The organism is Paraburkholderia sp. J7, assembly GCF_905220155.1.
Taxonomy (GTDB): Bacteria; Pseudomonadota; Gammaproteobacteria; order Burkholderiales; family Burkholderiaceae; genus Paraburkholderia.
Window position 1 is genome coordinate 197597 of record NZ_CAJMYZ010000017.1, and the last position, 19077, is coordinate 216673.

The following is a 19077-nucleotide window of genomic DNA, read 5'->3' on the forward strand; positions in this document are numbered from 1 at the left end:
CTCCCGTCAGTCACGCGGCCAGTTCTTCTCGATTCGGAGCAGCCGACGTGTTTCCAGCCTATATTTCCCACCCCGATTGCGAGCGTCATGAGATGGGGTACATGCACCCGGAGTCGCCCGATCGTATTGGCGCCATCCATGACATGCTGCTCATGAAGGGGCTCCTCGACTACATGCGGACCTACGACGCGCCGCTTGCCACCGAGCAGCAGCTCGCCCAGGTACACTCCGTCGCGTACATCCGACACCTGGTGGGCATGACGCCGATTGAAGGGTATGTGCATGTCGATCCCGACACCAGCATGAATCCTTGTACCTATATCGCTGCGTTGCGCGCGGCAGGGGCTGCTGTGCTCGCAGCCGACCTTGTGATCGGCGGCGAGTGCGACTCGGCATTCTGCAACGTGCGGCCCCCAGGGCACCATGCTGCGATTGCTGCAGCTGGAGGGTTCTGCTTTTTCAACAATGTCGCGGTGGGGATTCGTCACGCACTGAACGTGCACGGTCTCTCCCGCGTGGCCCTCGTCGACTTCGACGTGCATCACGCGAACGGCAGCGAAGACATCTTTCATGACGACGATCGCGTCCTCATGTGCTCGATTTTCGGGGATCAGCTTTACCCGTATTCGGGACACCTTGCGCGGGGCAGAAACATGGTGAATGTGCCGCTGCCGCCACGTTCCGGCGGAGAGGCACTTCAGGCCGCGGTCATCGACAAGTGGCTCCCTGCGCTGAACGCCTTCAAGCCAGAGATGATTTTCATCTCGGCGGGCTTCGACGGGCATCGTGAAGACGACATGGGCAACCTCTGCCTGACTGAGCGCGACTATGCATGGGTTACGCAGCGCATCGTCGAAGTCGCCGGGCAACATGCGGCGGGACGTGTTGTTTCGTGTCTGGAGGGTGGCTACGCACTGTCGTCACTGGGGCGAAGCGCCGCCGCGCACGTGAAGGCACTGGCTGGCGTCGATGTTGCCCTTGAGTGCTCCTGAGTCCGGCTCGAGTGGGCGCCTCGCAGTTCAAACATGGGGGAACGCGTATGGAAACGCGAATTCAGCAAGCCTCGCTCATGTCGAGAATCATGCCCGCTGCTGCTGCGGCGAAATTGATTCAACCGGGTATGACGGTAGGCATGAGCGGGTTCACCGGATCAGGGTATCCGAAGGCCGTGCCGCTCGAGCTCGCGCGGCTGATCGAGGGCGCACATGCCCGGGGCGAACGGTTCGCCATTCGCGTGCTGACTGGCGCATCCACCGCGCCGGAACTCGACGGGGCGCTTGCCAAAGTGGGAGCGATCGATTTTCGGCTGCCTTACCAGAGCGACCCCGAACTGCGTGCGCGCATCAATCGCGGCGAGATCGAGTACATGGACATCCACCTCGGGCAGGTGGCGCAGTACGCCTGGTTCGGCTTTCTCGGCCCGATCGACATGGCGGTGATCGAGGTGGCCGGGATTCTGCCTGACGGACGCCTGATTCCTTCGACTTCGGTGGGCAACAACAAGACGTGGCTCGATCTGGCGAGCCAGGTGATCCTTGAGGTGAACTCGAATCAGCCCGCCGGACTCGACGGTATGCACGACATCTACTACGGCACCGCGCTGCCGCCGGGGCGTAAGCCGATTCCGCTCGTCGCGCCCGGCGACCGCATTGGCGAGCCATATTTACGCGTTGATCCCGCTAAAGTGGTGGCGGTCGTCGAGACACACGCGCCCGACCGACTCGGCCGCTTCGCAGCACCCGACGCAATCAGCGCGCGCATCGCCGGACATCTCGTCGAATTCTTCCGGCATGAGATCGCGCACGGACGGCTGAGGCCCGAACTCCTGCCGCTGCAATCGGGCGTGGGCAACATCGCCAATGCCGTACTCAGTGGTTTGCGCGACGGCGGCTTCGAAGGCCTCAGCGCATTCACTGAAGTGATCCAGGATGGCATGCTGGACCTGATCCGTACCGACACAATGCGCGTCGCCTCAGCCACAGCGCTCTCGCTGAGCCCGGAGGGCGTCGAGGAATTCCAGCGCAATATCGACCATTACCGCAGCCGTATCGTGCTGCGTCCCCAGGAAATCTCGAACCACGCCGAACTGGTGAGGCGCCTGGGTTGCATCGCCATCAACGGTATGGTGGAGGCCGACATATACGGCAACGTCAATTCCACTCACGTCGCGGGTACGTCGATCATCAACGGCATTGGCGGGTCGGGAGATTTTGCGCGTAACGGGTTCCTGTCGTGCTTCGTGACTCCAAGCATTGCGAAGAATGGCGCCATTTCGTGCATCGTCCCCATGGCGAGCCATGTTGACCACACCGAGCATGACGTGACCGTGATCGTGACCGAGCAGGGGCTCGCGGATCTGCGCGGACTCTCGCCCAAGCAGCGCGCACGGGCCATCATCGCCCAATGCGCTCATCCCGATTATCGTCCGTTGCTCGAAGACTACTTCGAGCGCGCCTGCCGCGAGAGCGTCGGCAAGCACACGCCGCATCTTCTTGGCGAAGCGTTGTCGTGGCACCGGCGCTTCGTGGAGAATGGACGCATGCGGTGAACAGCTCGGCGTTCGCTTGCTCCCGGACTTATATTCGCGTTGCTTTGGCTTCAATCACAATCGGTCCAAAACCCGCGACGAGTGTGGTGATGATTATTCAGGTAGCGCGGGGCATGGATGCGTGTGGGCCTGTTTCAGGTGGCCGGCAGGCGTCTTCGCCCGCAGCGAACGGCAGAGGAACACTCGTTGCCGTCTTCGGCTGCACGGATATGACCCCTCGTCAGCAGGGAACGATGAGCGGCTCGGCGATCGGGCCGGCCGGCGGCGCGGGCATTGCGGTGATCGCAGGTGGCGACGCGTGGACCGGCGCAATTATTGGCGGCGTCGCGGGCGGCGTGGCCGGCAACATACACGGTGGTCGTCAGTAAGCTTGCTGATCGGTTGAGAGGCAGTTTCCCTTTCGTGTAGGGCTCGGTACGGGCAGTCACGTGAATTCCAACACGCAACGGTAATGCACGGCGGATTGATCCGCGAACACTCCGCGTGCGAGACAACCGCATGAAATCCATGAATTGCCAGTTTGGCGGTTACCGGCCCATGTCCCGCGATTGGACGAGTGATAACGTGCGGGCAATTTTTGGACCGCGGGCGGAAAGCGGGTTATTCCGTCGCGCACTACGCGAATTCTGGTCGTATCGCTACATGGGAGGACAACATCAAGCCCATCATGTTTCCATTTCTCGATTGACACTACTGGCGAGGAAAGCGGAGGCTGGTCCCGTGCAGAAGACGGTTTACATGTAGTTGCTCACGGCGATAGTCGCAGGTCCGTTGTGCGCCGGGGTTTTAGGCCCGCCACAGACTTTCGGCAATGCAATGGTTCCGTTTGTCGGAGTCTATGCATGGCACGTGGCGGGCGGAGACGACTACCAGCGCGAGCGAGTGTAGTGGAATAGTGGCACTAACGTGATGTGCGATGAAGCCGTTGTCCAACTCATGGATTGAGCCTCGTAATCCGTTGGCCTTGTACGCCGAGCCCGGCCATCAACCCCTGCTGACCAAAGATAAATGCGTAGACATCCGCCTGCAGCGTTGTCGTGTTCATCGACCTGCCTGCACCCGCATCCACGACGACGACGGTCGGGCCTACGCCAACGGCCCAACCGCTACTATCGAAGGGTTGGCGCGCGGCGCTGTCGGTCATCAGGAACAACGCTTCCGAGAGCGTCTGCGCACCAGCCTGCAGGCCCCAGGAAACCCCGGTATTTCTGAAGTAGCCCAGAACTTTACCGTCGGAGTCGAAGAGTACTCCTCGTCCGCCTTGCGCGCCTACCCCGAGGCCCGCGCGAACGATATTTGGAAATACGAGTACAGTCTTTGCCCGATCATGAAGGTCCCTGGCTCTGGGCGCAGTGTCAAACAGTTGCTGCAGCGCTGCGCGCGCTTGAGCCTCCAGTTCTGGATCACCCGCTCCCGTTGAAAAAGCCTCCTGCGTTGAACAGGCTGCCGCGAGTAGTAAAAACGGGACCGCAAGGAATAGTCGCAGATACTTGCTCATGACACTTTCGCTCCATCCGGGATTCGACCTCGCGGTTTGAAACGAACTCCCGCGTCGGGCCTTGCCGGGTCATATCAATAGGGGTCTGTGCTTGCCATCAAGGCAATTGGGCCATGCTCTACGACATTCGTTGTTGCAATTGAACTATAGGCAAAGGCGGGAGACTTTCGAAAATACCTTGCAATGCGGCGCGGCCCGTCCGGCAACATCTCCGGCGCCGCCTTGCGGCCGATGCTGATCCCCCGGGCTGCTGATCGCCCAGATCTCGTTGGGCCAGTGATTCGGCGCGGACGCCCCATAAGCGCCAATATTGCCCGCGAGTTCAAGATGCAGCGTGGCGTGGTCGACCGATGCCGGCGCGCCTTTCGGGAATCCGATTGCAGGAGAAAGTATGTACCGCATCGTCGCACCTCTGGCCCGACTGGCAGGCCGGTTTGATCTGGATCAGTTCACCGCGACGGCTTAGTTCATAGGGTATAGCCATGCGCAGTGCATAACAAAGGGCGCAATCCGCCCACATGAGCAGAATCGGGGAAAGCAGGTGAAGCCGGAACAATATAAGCGGCCAAAGGCCGTGACGGAGTTGTGGGCGAGGTCAAGGTCGTCCAGTGCGGTCCGGATGCTCGCCCGGTTCTGTTCGACGGCTGCGAAATCTGTCCTCACACCGGCTGGATTGTTGTGTTGCAGCGTGATGCTCTGGTTGGGCACCGCGGGAATCGGGGTCGCGATGCTCCTGGAGGCGCGAGCAGATGCCTATGATCGTGCCGTCCAGAACGCAAGCAACCTCACTCTGGTGCTGGAGCGGGACGTACAACGCAGCATAGAACTTTATGATCTTTCCCTGCGGGCCGTTGCCGAGGGAGCCGCAGACCCGGGTTTGATGTCTCTCCCCGCGAAACTGCGCCACCGGGCACTGTTTGATCGCGCGGCGACTGCCCGCTACCTTGGGCCGATCACGCTCCTGGACTCAAACGGAGATCCGCTTGTCCGTTCCGATGACGCACCGATGAAGCCAAACGAACGGGCAGACCGGACGTCATTGCCGGACCACTCGAGCGTGACGGACTCTGGACTCTCTATCAGCCGCCCCTACGTTTCCGCCGCGGCGCGGAATACTCTGGTTATCGCGCTGGCTCGACGCGTCACGCGCCCAGATGGCACGTCGGCGGGTACGGTGGTGGGTCGGCTGGACGTCGACTATTTTCGTGGTCTCCTCGACGGACTGTCGATTGGACCGGGCGGTACGGTGGCGGTGTTCGAGACAGACGGCACGCTGATCGCCAGGCTTCCTTACGATCGTGCCACGGTGGGAAGAAGTCTTGCGAAGACGGCGGTGTTCGTGCGCATCATGACGGGGACACAGGGCGCGTTTGCTGGCACAGCCAGCATTGACGGAGTACGCAGGCTGTACGTCTACAGGCACCTGGCGGGATTGCCGATGGTTGTCGAAGTTGCGCCCGCCATGAGCGAGGTTTTTGCCGACTGGTGGTCACGAGCCAGGTGGTTTGCAATCCTGATGACTGTGTTCACCGCGGTCAAGGCGGCCGGGACCTGGGTGCTCGTCAGGCAATTGCGCCGACGCCAACGTATCGAAGCCGAACTGCGGCGGCTGGCGCAACGCGACGCTCTGACCGGATTGGACAACCGTGGCACGCTTGACAAGATCACAGCCACCGAGTGGCGCCGGGCCAGGCGCAAGGGCGGCCCGCTCTCGCTGCTCTTCGTCGACATCGACAACTTCAAGGCCTACAACGACTACTATGGGCATCAGGCTGGCGACGAAGCGCTGAAGGCGGTGGCAAGAAGCATATCGACCAGCATCACGAGGCCTTGTGACCACGTGGCGCGCTACGGAGGCGAAGAGTTTGTCGTGGTCCTGCCTGAAACCGGTACGGCCGGGGCGCTGTGCGTTGCGGAGAAAGTTCGCCGCGCAATCGAGCATCTGCAGGTCGAACATGTGAAAAGCCCGTTCGGGCATGTTACGGTGAGCATTGGCGTTTCGACTACTGGCGCGCCAGGTATTATCGACGTTTGCACGCTGGTGAAGGCTGCAGACGATGCGGTTTACGCAGCCAAGGGGCTGGGGCGGAACCGGGTATGTGCTGGCAGGCATCACGAAGCCCGACTACCTGTCAGATCGAGTCCCGGCTAATACACATGAATGACAGATGGCGCAATGTCAGTCGGGCCGTTTCACTCGGCGACCCGTTCGACGGGTTCGGTCGCACTAGTGGCGGCTGCGTCCCCCTCAGCAATATCAATGCGTTTGTCGCGTTCCGCCAAAGCGCCCAGTATCTGATGATCAGTAATATTAAATATACACAGAAGGTGATCATTTGCTGCAAGCTTGAGCGTTTGCTCGACGGTAAGCCCCGTCAGCAGATCGGCCACCTGTTCCGATATACCTCGCCGGAATATGCCGATGCGACGGTTCTCACGAAGCATGCGCTGCGCAAGCAAGATGTATGAAAGATTGACTTCCCCGATTGCCCGCAGCGTGCCGTAGTCGCTCATGATATGTACGCCATCGCCGGTTGCCTTTAGTGCCGCCAATCGACGCTCACTTGTGGTTGGTGCATTTCCCGTGCGCTCGCAAACGTTTGCCACGAGGTCGGGACGGTCAGCTACTACCGTGAACACTGGCGACGCCGGGTGTGATCAGACTCCCGGCAAGTTCAAACAGGAGATGCTGGGTCAGGGCGCCAGCGTCGTTTCTGGCGATGCAGAGCAATTCGACAAGGGTTTTCGCGATCGGGCTCATGCTCATGCTTGCCTCCGTCCGGCAGCGGGAGGGTGATACCGCTTGTTCTCCTGTCGTGGCGGAAGTATTGGTCAGTTAGATGCCAATTAGAATCAGCTTCGGCGGATCTTTGCGTAGGTATTAGGCATCGCTTTGTCACTCATTTCCTACATCGCTTGCCTCTTAGTGGAAAAGCAACACGTATCCCTTTGACTGGCCTTTCCGTCAGTGCACTCAGTCGTAACGGCTGCTCAGCCGCTCTCCCGGACCGCTGCCACTGGGTCACGGACAGGAATCGTGACCGGACAGGCAGCAACCGACGCCTGGCGATACCGAATGGCGACGGCGCTGGGAATGCGTTGCTGCTTGCGGGGCACCTACAAGCAGCCATTTCGGGTTTTCGCATCATGGAGGCATCGGCGCAGCACGTCACTCTTCTGGCGGAAGCTGCCGTGAGGGCCGCGAGCGAAGCATGTCTGATGTTCAGCTAAGCAGTACCGTTGAAATTCCCGATGTGCGCACGTGCGTGGTTTCGACACGCGCACGTTACACTTACCGGTGCTTGATCGATATCAAGCCGGACACAGGTGCTTTCCGCCAGACTGGTTGCAAATGCCAGGTCCGGGACCGTGACGCGCGGCAGGAGAACTTGAACATGAAACAAGCGGCGTAACGGACAGCACATGAGCGAACTACGTGCAGAAAACGATAAAACTCTCGCGATCCCGGGCGAGCCGGATCAAACAGCTGATGCTGGAATTTCCCAGCTCTATGACCAGGACGCTCGCGGGGTACTTGGCGCCATGCAGGATATCCTCGAACAACGTATTCCGGACGTTATCGACCTTTTTTACTGCCGACTTAATCACCTCGACGTTGCGAGGCAACTGCTGGACACGCTGCCGGAAAGTGAACGCAACCGGTTGCACCTTCGGCAGATCGCAAATCTTAAGCTGATCGCCAGCCCTGGGTTGACCAGCGAAGCGCACTACGACTCGGCGATCAGGGTAGGGCGCACGCACGCCATTGTTGGACTAAGCCGGCAGGATCTGGTCCGCAGCCGCGGGGTTCTCATTGGCGCGCTTCACGATTGCATCGATGGACCTTCCTGTCGTGAAGCGCTGTCCGTGTTGTTGCGCCGGCTTAACCGGGATCTTGCGTGTCAACTGGAAGCATACGAGAACTTGCAGGACGCGCGTCAACGCGCCGTACTCCAGGTGACTCGACTCGCCTGGGCGGCCCAGTGCTATGCCGAACTGATCCGGCAACTCGTCGTGATTGTAGGATCGCTAGAGGAGGTATCGGGATGTGCCATCGGCCGTCCGGATCATCTGGGCATACTCAGGTTTGAGGCTGTGTCGGGTAAGCGAATGGTTCGCTATCTCACAGCAGCTGAGCAATCAAGTCACCCGATCTCGATTCGTTCCGAAGAAGAGAGGGGGCAAGGTCCGGCAGGGCGTGCATGGCGGAGCGGCAGGCCTGAGCGCGTTCTGAATTTTCAGACTGATCCTTGTGCCGTCATATGGCGCGAGGCAGCGCGTCGCGAGGGGTTTCGTTCCAGTGTCGCCATACCGATTCGTGATCCGGCTCATCACCCGCTGGCGATACTGTCCCTGTATAGCTCCTCGCCCGGCGGATATAGCGGCGCCGGTCAGTGTCTTTTCGTTGATCTGCTTCAAACCGTACTGGGCTTTGCAATTGCGCGCATTCAGGCGGCGGAGGGGGCCGCGCGCACGGTTCCGTTTGGCATCCGGCAAAGATGGATCGAACTGATAAGTTCGGACGCGCTTGAGATGTACTATCAGCCGATCATGGATCTGGCATGCGGATCGATTAAAAAGGTCGAAGTATTGGCACGTTTGCGCGACGGAGAGCAACTCATCACGCCTGGCGAATTTTTGGGAGTCCTCTCTGCCGAAGACTATTTCATGCTCTATGTGCGGGGACTTAAGCAAGCACTTGGCCAGCGAAATCTCTGGTTAAAGGCGGGTATTGACATGGGATTGTCTGTCAACCTCCCGACGGAGGCCCTGCAGGACAACCGTTATTTTCAGGCGACACGGGAGGCGCTGGATGAGTTCTCGTGTGCCGCCCGGTATCTGACGCTTGAAGTTCTGGAGACGGAACGTGTACCAACCGGCCTGGAAACCCGTGACGAGTTTGGCAAGTTCAAGGCAATGGGTATTCTGCTGGCGGAGGATGATCTCGGCTCGGGACACAGCAGTCTCGCAAGGCTCAATGAGCTCCCGTTTGACCTCGTCAAGATCGATCGTGCGATCGTTGGGGTTGTGAACCGCGCTGCACTGGATCCGCTGCGCTTCGTCTATCAGTTGACCCGCCTTGGCCATTCTTTGGGAATGTCGGTTGTCGCAGAAGGTATTGAAGATGCTGACCTTATGCCTGCGCTGCATATTCTCGGTGTCGATGCGGTACAGGGATATGCACTTTCACGCCCCATGCCCGCAGGGGAGTTCACTGCGTGGATGCGCGCCTGGAACGGCGCCTCGAGATCCGACTGCATGTCAAACATTTACGTGCAGCATGCGAAACTGATTCTCTGGGAGGAGAGGCTCGCACTGCTGATGCACGATCCGTGGAGTTTGCGGTGGCTGAAGGGCGTGGAAGCTAGCTGGGAGCGAACGTCCATGCCAACCGGTGAGCGCGCACATTTCCTGCTAGCCGCGGAGCCGCCGGGTAGCCCAGGATCGGCTGGCGACCAACCTTTTAATGCTCAATGGCAACGCGACCTGGCACGTATCGCGCTCAGGTTCGGTATGCAAGGTCCAGACTACCGATCGGCTCGTGATCGAATTGCCTCGGAGTTGGGCTAGCTTCTCGTTGTGTAATGCGTCTGGCGGTCGGGATGGTAGCCTCCTGGCGGTTCTGTGCCACGCAGGCAGTGTAGCGTATCAGTTAGGGTGCGAACGGTGACTGCTCCCACCTGCGCGTGGAGTTCGACTCAAGCGGGGACACCGGTGCGTCGAGTGGGCAACGTTGACGCTGCGCTCGGCCCATCATCTCTTCGAGATTGCGCAGACTCAACGCATAAGCCATATCACTTCAGGCATACAGAAAATCACATTAGGCCGATAGTGAAGGCGCTTGAACAACTTGCCGATCCCGGCCGGCAACGGCGTCTTCGACTTCGGCATTCTGGTCTTCATGGAGTTGAAGAGGCGAATTCGGCCGCAGCGCCTTACCGCGACACTGCCTCGTAAAGGGATGGCATGAAAAAAACGAATGGATTTAATGATATTAAATCGCGTTATACATCGAACAATCTTCTTTAAACTTGATGACATCCGGAGTTGGAGAGGCGTCATTCCTCGTACGGAGGGCAGGTAGACAGTTTCATATCAAAGGAGAAAGAGGTGCTCGAGGAGCGGATTCGCCTGACGCAGCTTCGCGACAGGATTGCGACCTCGGATCAGGCCACATCGCTGATTCGTGACGAGATGAGAGAATATGATGCCCCCGGTGCCTCCAAGGCGTCCGCTCTCGTGCTCGACGAGCTCATCCCAAAGTACTCTTTAAGGATTGCCACCAATAACGTGCACGCCGGTGGGCCACGAAATAGACGCGGTGCTTGCCGAAGGGGGCGTCATCGAGCATCGCATGCCGTTCCAGTCGGACCGAATCCTGCGCAATCAAATCAACGCAGGCGAGGCGATGTTCATCGACCCCCATCTTTCCAGAATGGCTGGGCAACGGCCACGATTAGACCGCGCACCTAGCTCCGCAACCGGATCCCAAACCAGCTTGTCCCGTCTCATCTTGCCTGATCTTGCCCGATGGATACGCTACAAAACATGCGGGCCTTCGTCCGCATCGTCGAGGCCGGCAGTTTCACCGCCGCGGCCCACTCGCTCGATTCAACCACCGGCGCCATGTCGCGCGCTCTCTCGGAACTGGAGGCGCATCTGCGCACCCGCCTGCTCAACCGCTCGACTCGCCGCCACGCGCTCACGCCCGCCGGCGAAGTCTACCTGAAACGCTGCAAGCAGATTCTCGCCGACGTCGCCAGTGCGGAAGAAGAAGCCAGCGGCGCTCATGCGCGTCCTGCGGGTACGTTGCGTATGCACAGTTTCGCGAGCATCGGGCAACAGTATGTGCTACCGGCGATTTCGCAGTATCGGGCATTGCATCCCGAGGTGACAGTCGAACTCACCCTGTCGCAGCGCATGGTCGACCTGTTCGAGGGCAGCAGCGATGTATCGCTGGTGACCGCCGTTTCCCTGCCGGACTCCGATCTCGTTTCGCATCGACTGGGCGTGTCGTGCAGCATCCTGTGTGCCTCGCCAGATTACGTGCGGACACACGGCACGCCGCGGAGTCCCGCCGACCTCGTGCATCACGACTGCCTGATCCTCAAGACGCCGACGTCGCCCGTGCATGAATGGACGCTCGAAGGACCGGAGGGCAGCGTCGAAATGCACGTGGACGGACCGGTGCAGGTGAATATCGCGGAGTCGCTCGCGGTGGCGATTCGCGAGCACATAGGTATCGGCATGCTACCCGTTTATGCGGCGATCGAGGGCTTGCGCAACGGCACGTTGGTGCGCGTGCTGCCGCAATTCATCCTGCAAAAGGTCGACGTGTATGCGCTGTATCCATCGCGCAAGTTCGTCGATGCGAAGACGAAGACATGGGTGGAGTTCCTGCGCGCCTATCTGCCGCAGGTAATCGATCGCGACATGGCGCTGCTGGAAGAACTGGCGCGGGGGCAACTCGTGGATACGCCAGTGAACATGGCGGCAATCGCGATGCGTGACGCGCCATATGTCGCGACGAGAGACGCGCGTTGAATGATCGTGCGGGTGATCCGCGATGCTAGAAGCGATGCCTCAGGCCCACTGCCGCGACGAGCTGGTTCGCGCCTGACGCACGGGAGAAGTTCGAGATCTGCGCGCCTTGAATGCCGGTGCCTCCTAGCTGGTTCGCGCGCTGATAGATCGTCTCGGCATAGACGTCGGTGCGCGGCGTGAGAAAATACGTGGACACGATGCCCGCCTGGTGCCACTTCGGATAACGCACGCCGGTAGGCATCGCGAAGCGGCCGAGCGTGAACGTGTAGCCCGCCGATAGGTTCCAGTTCGTCGTTACGTAGTAACGGAGGTTGACTTCAACGTTGTCGAAGCGTACGTCGTCGCCCGGCAGGCTGATCGCGGTGTCGGCTACGTTGTTGATCGAGGTGGCGTTGTCGAGACGCGTTTCGCTGACGATCAGACCCGCCGCGCCTGGACCGAAATGGTACAGGCCACCTGCCGCCCACGTGCGCTGCCGCTCGGCATTGAAGGGCGCGCCGGTGGGGACGGCGCCATCCGTGTTGGCCGTGGACAGGTTCGAGGCGCGGTCGAGCTGGAGGTAGCCTGCGCCAGAGTCGAGGTTGCCGTACTGGTACGAGAAGCCGAAGCTGTATGCGCGGTTGTTCGCGAAGCCGCCCGCTGCATTCGAGAATCCATACAGGGCCCCCAGTTTCAGGTTTCCCAGCACGGGCGTGACGTATTTGACCGAATTGTTGATGCGCGTGTAGTTGTCGAGATTGTCGTTGTCGTAGACGTGCGCGAAGCCCGCGCCGCCATAAGACGTTCCGCCGAGCGCGAACGGTTCGACGAACTGAACGACTTCGTCGAACTGACGCCCCATCGTGAGCGTGCCCGCGCGCTGCGACGAGAGCCCCATCCATGCCTGGAAGCCGAACAGGCGCCCTTGTTGCGCTGCGTTGCCATTCATCACGGAGAATCCGTTGGTGAGCGTGAAGATCGCACTAAGATCGCTGCTGAGCGGCTCGGTGCCAGACAAGGCCCAACGGCTGATGTTGATGTCGCCGTTCTTCGCCTGCCAGGCGCTTTGATGCCCGTTCGTGTTGCCCGCGTCGCTCACATACGCGATGCCGGCGTCGATAGACCCGGACAGGCGTAGGGACTGAGCGTCGCTGGTGGAACTGGCGAGTGCGATCGCGACATTCACCATGCCAATTTCGAGTTTTATTTTCTGACTAGGCATATGTTTTTCCTTTTTATAAGTAATGCGTAATAAGTCTTCGAGTCCATCGTGTTGACGGAACTTCTGATTATGTGAGTATAAATTTTGTAATGCTATGCGTTTTAGCATCGGTATATTTGATTGAGAACGGCGACGAAGAAATCACGGCTTCTGCAAGAGAGTGTTCCAGATAGCTCAACGATTCAGCTGACAGGCGGCTGAAAGCCGTGCGAGGGGTATCGATCGATTTGCGATTTGGAAATCGCCATATCTTGCTTGACGGTTACCGGAGCGGCGTCAAGAAGACCGGCAACAGCTATGTCCGGCGGGTATTCATCGAAGCAGCGTGGACCTATCGTTATGCTGGACGAAAGACAGCGATGCAGCAGCGGTGCGCAGAGCGTACAGCCCTTGAAGTCCGGGAGATCGTCAAGTGCGCGAAAAAGCGTCTGTGTCAGTGCTTTCGAAACTTGATAGCTCGTGGAAATCTGGAGAACCAGGTCTGTACTGCCATTGCGCGCGAGCTCATCGGCTTTATCTGGGCTATCAGTCAACAAGACGCACCGCTCAGCCGAGCTTGGTCGGAGGCCGGGGGACGAGCACGCAACAGGGTGTTTGGGTCAGGACAAGGGAGAGGTGGGAGAAGCCTCGCGCTTACACTAGGAGGCAACCGGAAACTGCATGGAAGTGCGTGACAAGCGCCGCCCGCTAAGGCCCGTTCGCCTCGATCGGGTCACGCCGTGGGGGACAAACGGCACGGCTGCGAAAAAGACCCAGACCGTGGCGGTCTGGGCAAGGTTGGAGCGCGGGGCGCGCGCTCCAACCGGAGGGTCCGCCAGGAACCGGCGCTTCACGCGCGCTCAACCCGGCTTGCCTGCGACTCGCAGGCCGCAGGGGATTACTGGCCGAAGTAGACCGGCTTCATGCCGTCATCCGACGGGCGCACGACGGCGGGTGGACCCGATGCCGACGAACCCGCGGGAGCACCGCCCACCGCGCTGTTCCGCGCAGCGACCTTGGCTTCGGCAGCCTCGATGGCCTCCGGATAGTGCGCGTTGTCACCGTCGCCGGGGCGATAGCCTGCGTTTTCGAGCTGGATGAGTTCTGCGCGCACTTGTGCGCGGGTCAGCGGCGCGTTCGACTGGGCGAACGAAGCAACCGGGACGATAAGGGCAGCGGCAACGAAAATAGCCCGAACAAGCGACTTCATGATGACGACCTCCAGTTTGGTAGGTATTGGGTGCGGCATTTGCTGCAACCCATGACAAGAAGTGTAGAAGTCGTATGACTTGCGGTTAACCCCTGATTACCAAAGGCACTTTTCCGGCAGACGGAAGGATCGGCAGGGCCCATCTTCCGCGTGCTCGTGCGAAAACATCGCAAGGCCACGCCGATCACCACGGAACGGTTCGCCAGAGATAGTCGACGTCATGCCGCCGGCGCGACTTTCGTGAGCGTCGATCACCGTGCTGTGGCACCCGCGTTGGGGAGTGAACCCCGCGCGTCGTTGGCCCAGACAACTGGGCTTCGATTTGCCGCTGGAAGTTTCCGCGCTGACTGGATCGCATTACGAATCGAAAGGGAAGCGGCTAGATCGCTGCTATCGCAGAGGCGGCACCGGCGAGTTGTTGCTGCGTGAGTTGTTCGAGCAACGCCATGTCCCGGGCGATGACTTGTGAAAGATGCACGCGCAGGAATTCCACCCACGTCCTCGTTTTTGCATCCACGAACTTGCGCGACGGATAGAGCGCATGAATGCTGTTCTTCTGGAGTACGTGCCGCGGCAGCACGCGCACGAGCGTGCCGTCGCGCAGGCCTTCTATCGCCGTATAGACTGGCAGCATACCGATGCCCAGGCCCTCGCGTATCGCCACCGCGAGAGACTCGGCAATGTTGACCTGAACCGGACCGCTCACATGCATTTTGGCGCTGCCTTCGAGGCCTTCAAGCGTCCATTCGTGGGCGGGCGTGCCTGGCGTCCTGAGTATCAGGCAATCGTGACGCGCGAGATCCGCCGGTGTGCGAGGCGTGCCGTGCTTTCGTACATATTCCGGCGACGTGCAAAGGATGCTGCACGAGCTGCCCAGTTGATGGGAGATGAGATCGGAATTCGGCAGCGACGCTGCGGTGATGACCGATACGTCGCTGCTGCCCTCGAACAGATCCGGCAGCGACTGCGAAAGGGTGAGTTCGACTGTTACTTCGGGGTGCATCATGCGATAGCGCGAGATGGCGGGCAGGATGTACTGCTGGCCGATGCTCGCAAAGCTGTGCATGCGCAGCGCGCCCGCGGGGCGTTCGTGTGCGCCGCCGGCTTCTTCTTCCGCGCGTGCGACGTCGGCAAGTATCTGCTTGCAGCGTCTTAGATAAACCTCGCCGGCCGGCGTGAGCGCGAGCCGGCGCGTCGAGCGGTTGAGCAGACGGGTGCGAATACGGGCTTCCAGTTCCGAGACCGCGCGTGACACCGCACTCGTGGGTGAATTGAGCGACTGGGCCGCAGCCGTGAAACTGCCGGCTTCGACGACGCGGACCAGTACTCGCATGTTTTGTAGAGTATCCATCAGACCTGCCAGACTTCCTTGTGAATATTTTTTGTTCGCTGTAAAAGCGATATTGTCGCTGGTTGCGATTCGCCATTGTTGAGCGATCTGGAACGGAGGTTCTTTTTGTCTTCCATTAATTCGGCCGATTGAGCCTCATACAATCGGCGCCCGAACCCGCCGTGCGCAGCGGCTCTCTTCGTAACATATCGGGTGTCGTGCTTTCTCCATGAATCGCGTGCGAGCAGTAAATCGAGCGATAAATCTGCGTCATCGCGCCCGAGTTATCTCACGCGCATTGCGGCTCGGCCTGCGCGATTGGCAGGCCAGTCATGGCGCGATCTGGCTTCACCTGCTCAAGACGGTCACGGCCGCTTTGCTCGCAACGGGCATTGCGATGCTGTTCGACATGCCGCAGCCGCGTATCGCGATGACGACGGTATTCGTGCTGATGCAGCCGTTGTCCGGCATGGTCTTCGCAAAGAGCGTATATCGCATCGTGGGCACCGCTGTGGGTATGATTGCGGCGGTGGTGCTGGGCGCGGTGTTTATTCAGCAGCCCGAGCTATACATCATGGGTATCACGGCATGGGTCGCCGCCTGCACGGCGGCGGCCATGCGCAATCGGCATTTTCGCTGGTATGCGTTCGTGCTGGCGGGCTATACTGCCGCGTTGATCGGCATTCCGCTCGTGATGCAGCCCAACGGTCTCTTTCTCGCCGCACTCGGGCGCGGGGCCGAAGTGGCCGTGGGGATTCTGTGCTCTGGCGTGGTTAGCGCCGTCATCTTGCCCCGGCAAACGGTCTCGCTGCTGGAGAGCACACTGCGCACACGGTATCTGGACTTCACCTCGTTCGCGGCGCTCGTTTTGTCGAGCGGGCTCGAAAGAGGCGCGTTCGAAGGGCGATTCGCGAAACTCGTCGATGAGATCGTGGGTTTCGAGGCCACGCGTGCATTCTCGTTTTTCGAAGACCCGATCATGCGCGCGCGCAGCCAGTTGCTGGCGCGGTTGAACGGGGAGTTCATGGACGTGTGCGCGCGTTTGCACGCGCTGCGACAACTGAAAAAGCGCCTGCGCTGGAGCGAGGAAGCCATCGCGCCGCTCGCGCCGTATTTCAGCGAGCTTGCCGCGCTGCTCGCGCAGCGACCGCGCCAGGGCGAAGATGATCACGCGTACGCGCTGCGCATCGCGCAAGGGCTGGAGACGTTCATGCGGACGCTGCCGTGCCACGTGCGCGAGACGCGCCGGCCGCTAGAAGCTGCCTTGCCCGACGTGTTGCAGGAATTCGATACGTCGGCCGAGCTGATCTATCGCTTCGCGGCCGAGATCGTCCGTTACAGCCGCACCTGGGCGTCGCTCAAGCACGCGGGCCTGCCCACCGAGCGCCGCATCACCCGATATGTGCCGCGCACGAGCTGGCACGTGGTGGCGTTCACCTTCATGCGCACGGCCGTGGTGGTCGCCACGCTCGGCTGGTTCTGGGTGGAGACGGATTGGCCCAGCGGTGGCCTTGCGATGATCGCGGCCGCTCTGACATGCGCACTGACTTCGTCCGCGCCGCGCGCCACGCGCATGGCCTTCCAGATGGCCGCAGGCGCGGGTTGCGCAGCCGTGTTGGGCTATCTGCTCATGTGCTACGTGTATCCGAACGTCGACGTTTTTCCGCTGCTTTGCGCCGTGCTCGCACCGTTATTCGCTCTGGGTGCATTCCTCGCGACGCGCGCGCGCATCGGAGGCTTCGGTGTGGGCTTCTCCGTGTTCCTGTGCTTGCTCGCAGGCCCCGACAACGTCATTGTCTATACGCCGGATCTGCTGATCAACAACGGCATCGCGGTCGTCGCGGCGATGGTCGTGGCCGCGCTCGCATTCGCGGTGGTGTTTCCGCCTCACATGACCTGGCTTGTCGAGCGCATGCGCGCGGCGTTGCGCGCTCAGGTCATGCTTGCGTGCCACGGCGAACTGGATGGCCTCAATCAGGCGTTTCAGTCGGGCACGCACGATCTGATGCACCAGTTGCGGCTTCTCCTCAACGGGCGCGCGCAGGCGCATCGGCGCGCACTGCGTTGGATGCTGATCACGCTGGAAGTGGGCCACGCCGTCATCGACCTACGCCACGAGGCGCAAACCGCCGCGTGGATGGATGCAACGGACAGCCGATGGGGCACGTGCCTCGAGCAGGTCAAATGCGATATCGCGCAGCTTTTCGAACATCCCGGCGCCGAGCAACTCGAACGCGCGCTGATTGCGGTGCGCGCGGTCACTTGGATCGCTCAGCAGGCGCTTCCCGGCGTTCGCCACGACCGCGAGCGCCGCCACGACGTGCAGCGGCTCCTTAGCCATCTGCATTTCATCCGCAGCGCGCTCATCGACCATGACACTCCGCTCGGCGCGATTGCGCGCCAGGCCGCGTTTCACCGAACGCGGCGCGGGCGGACCGCTTGAAGACGAGGGCCCGTCGATCTTGCTGTGGTCTGCAAAGATGCGATCCACGCCGCGTCCTTAATCATTTCGACTCCAGATCATATAGTCGCATCACTGCTTACACAGTACGTGATAGCACTGGAGATAAAGATGAAGTCCGTGAAGATCGCTGTTGCTGCCTGTTCGCTGTTTGCCGTCGCCGGTGCTTATGCGCAGAGCGAGGCACCGGCAGCGGGTGTCCCCGAACATGTCGCGCAATCCGCCGCACCACAGGCAGCGCAAACCCCTGCCGGTAGCGAGAGCGCAAAACCTGCAAAGAAGGACGAATGCGTCGGACCAGTCAGCTTCTGCAATATCTATTTCGGTAGCTGAGATCGAGCGCAGCGCGCGCAGAGAAGACGCTTCTCCCTGGCCACGGCGTCGGCAGCCTTGCGAGGCAAGTGCGAAAAGTTTTGCTGGAAGCGGGATGGCGTACCGTGGGGCGGAACCAGGATTCGTTGACCCCCAACGCGCTGGGATTACTGCGTGAGTGCCCGTGTTGCCTACCCAACCCGCAGAGCCTGCGGCTCACATGGAGGAGCGTGGCAGGCACTTATTCCCTTTCGGCGTTGCCGGCTTGATCCGGTGTTTTGAGAGATCGCACCCTACGCCGCGAGCAATTTGCTCCGCCCGTTCAGTGAGCCATCAGGACACTCATTCATGGGGCGCCCCACATTCAGGAAAACAGGTTGCAAACGCGTGACCCGCAACAAGCTCTTGCCGCTGGCTGCCTCAATGGTTCGCACGACCTCGTTGCAAAACCATCTGGCGCTCGAGGCGCTGCGCAGCCGCTACGGCGCGAGCCTTCATGTCACGCTGCTCTTTCGCACCCTCTATCTGACCTACCTTCTGCATGACACCATCGAGCAGGGCTGCGAGCCGGACGTGTTCCAGAACGCAGAATCCGCGTTGTATCGATGCAGCCTGCGTGCCGGCGAGGACGGTTCATGGCAGCTTGCCGCAGCCGATATCGACGCGCTAAAGATCGTACTGACCGTGCACGATTGGCAGCTTCAGTTGGTTCCAGCACATGTGTACGAGTCTGCATGTGCGTACCTGCGTGACTACTTGATAAGCGGTGAGCAGACTGTCATCCCCGCGTCATCGAGTGATGCGATGGGCCGCAATGCCTAACTTGCGTATTGAGAGCATCAGCGTGCCGAAAAATTATTTCGGCACGCTGATGTTTTGATCGTTGTCGCAGAACGCCGATCGTCCGCCTGGCCGTTGTTGCGACAGGAGTCGCGGTGAGGCGGTCGTCACGGTCTCGCGCGCCAGCGAAGGCGCGCGCGGCGATGGGGGTCA

General features: G+C 60.4%; 16 protein-coding genes and 1 pseudogene. 9 read left to right on the forward strand and 8 right to left on the reverse strand.

Annotated elements, in window-relative coordinates; translation table 11 throughout:
* Positions 1-47 precede the first annotated feature (47 nt).
* From U5A58_RS26510 to U5A58_RS26520, 3 genes are all read left to right on the forward strand, one after another.
* The gene (locus tag U5A58_RS26510; protein WP_321915626.1) at positions 48-992 is read left to right on the forward strand and encodes a histone deacetylase family protein; all 945 of its coding nucleotides are present in this window, start codon (positions 48-50) and stop codon (positions 990-992) included.
* Positions 993-1039: 47 nt separating this feature from the next.
* On the forward strand, positions 1040-2548 hold the full coding sequence (locus tag U5A58_RS26515) for an acetyl-CoA hydrolase/transferase family protein (RefSeq protein WP_321915625.1): 1509 nt from the start codon (positions 1040-1042) through the stop codon (positions 2546-2548).
* Positions 2549-2757: 209 nt separating this feature from the next.
* Positions 2758-2916 (forward strand): hypothetical protein, encoded by a 159-nt coding sequence (locus U5A58_RS26520; protein ID WP_321915624.1) that lies wholly within the window; start codon positions 2758-2760, stop codon positions 2914-2916.
* A 566-nt stretch (positions 2917-3482) separates the two neighbouring features.
* On the opposite strand, the gene U5A58_RS26525 is transcribed toward U5A58_RS26520, so the two are convergent.
* Positions 3483-4046 carry a YSC84-related protein gene (locus U5A58_RS26525; RefSeq protein WP_321915623.1) on the reverse strand — a complete coding sequence of 188 codons (564 nt, stop codon included), beginning with the start codon at positions 4044-4046 and terminating at the stop codon, positions 3483-3485.
* 619 nt (positions 4047-4665) lie between these two features.
* Here U5A58_RS26525 and U5A58_RS26530 point away from each other — a divergent pair.
* Complete coding sequence (locus U5A58_RS26530; RefSeq protein WP_415774295.1) at positions 4666-6198, forward strand: diguanylate cyclase; 1533 nt, start codon at positions 4666-4668, stop codon at positions 6196-6198.
* 41 nt (positions 6199-6239) lie between these two features.
* On the opposite strand, the gene flhD is transcribed toward U5A58_RS26530, so the two are convergent.
* Positions 6240-6560: a flagellar transcriptional regulator FlhD gene (gene flhD, locus U5A58_RS26535; protein ID WP_321915622.1), complete on the reverse strand. Its 321-nt coding sequence runs from the start codon at positions 6558-6560 to the stop codon at positions 6240-6242.
* A gap of 106 nt (positions 6561-6666) precedes the next feature.
* The gene (locus U5A58_RS26540) at positions 6667-6813 is read right to left on the reverse strand and encodes a hypothetical protein (protein ID WP_321963604.1); all 147 of its coding nucleotides are present in this window, start codon (positions 6811-6813) and stop codon (positions 6667-6669) included.
* 656 nt (positions 6814-7469) lie between these two features.
* Between U5A58_RS26540 and U5A58_RS26545 the strand changes: the two genes are divergently transcribed.
* Positions 7470-9617, forward strand: a complete 2148-nt coding sequence (locus tag U5A58_RS26545) for an EAL domain-containing protein (protein WP_321963605.1) — start codon at positions 7470-7472, stop codon at positions 9615-9617.
* A gap of 141 nt (positions 9618-9758) precedes the next feature.
* On the opposite strand, the pseudogene U5A58_RS26550 reads toward U5A58_RS26545, so the two are convergent.
* Positions 9759-9950: pseudogene (locus tag U5A58_RS26550) on the reverse strand (IS6 family transposase); the annotation flags it as partial.
* A 627-nt stretch (positions 9951-10577) separates the two neighbouring features.
* On the opposite strand from U5A58_RS26550, the gene U5A58_RS26555 reads away from it, so the two are divergent.
* Positions 10578-11591: a LysR family transcriptional regulator gene (locus U5A58_RS26555; RefSeq protein WP_321915619.1), complete on the forward strand. Its 1014-nt coding sequence runs from the start codon at positions 10578-10580 to the stop codon at positions 11589-11591.
* A gap of 25 nt (positions 11592-11616) precedes the next feature.
* Here the strand turns inward: U5A58_RS26555 and U5A58_RS26560 are convergent, their stop codons facing one another.
* The 4 genes from U5A58_RS26560 to U5A58_RS26575 all read right to left on the reverse strand — a co-directional run bounded on the left by U5A58_RS26560 (position 11617) and on the right by U5A58_RS26575 (position 15332).
* The gene (locus tag U5A58_RS26560) at positions 11617-12792 is read right to left on the reverse strand and encodes a porin (protein ID WP_321915618.1); all 1176 of its coding nucleotides are present in this window, start codon (positions 12790-12792) and stop codon (positions 11617-11619) included.
* Between the two features lie 182 nt (positions 12793-12974).
* Entirely contained in the window at positions 12975-13325 is a 351-nt protein-coding gene (locus tag U5A58_RS26565; RefSeq protein WP_321915617.1) for a hypothetical protein, read from the reverse strand.
* A gap of 344 nt (positions 13326-13669) precedes the next feature.
* Positions 13670-13981 carry a DUF4148 domain-containing protein gene (locus U5A58_RS26570; protein ID WP_321915616.1) on the reverse strand — a complete coding sequence of 104 codons (312 nt, stop codon included), beginning with the start codon at positions 13979-13981 and terminating at the stop codon, positions 13670-13672.
* Positions 13982-14360: 379 nt separating this feature from the next.
* Positions 14361-15332: a LysR family transcriptional regulator gene (locus U5A58_RS26575; protein ID WP_321915615.1), complete on the reverse strand. Its 972-nt coding sequence runs from the start codon at positions 15330-15332 to the stop codon at positions 14361-14363.
* A gap of 208 nt (positions 15333-15540) precedes the next feature.
* Here U5A58_RS26575 and U5A58_RS26580 point away from each other — a divergent pair, with 208 nt between their 5' ends.
* From U5A58_RS26580 to U5A58_RS26590, 3 genes are all read left to right on the forward strand, one after another.
* Complete coding sequence (locus U5A58_RS26580; RefSeq protein WP_321915614.1) at positions 15541-17754, forward strand: FUSC family protein; 2214 nt, start codon at positions 15541-15543, stop codon at positions 17752-17754.
* Between the two features lie 129 nt (positions 17755-17883).
* Complete coding sequence (locus U5A58_RS26585; RefSeq protein ID WP_321915613.1) at positions 17884-18105, forward strand: hypothetical protein; 222 nt, start codon at positions 17884-17886, stop codon at positions 18103-18105.
* A 366-nt stretch (positions 18106-18471) separates the two neighbouring features.
* Complete coding sequence (locus U5A58_RS26590; RefSeq protein ID WP_321915612.1) at positions 18472-18906, forward strand: hypothetical protein; 435 nt, start codon at positions 18472-18474, stop codon at positions 18904-18906.
* Positions 18907-19077: the final 171 nt, after the last annotated feature.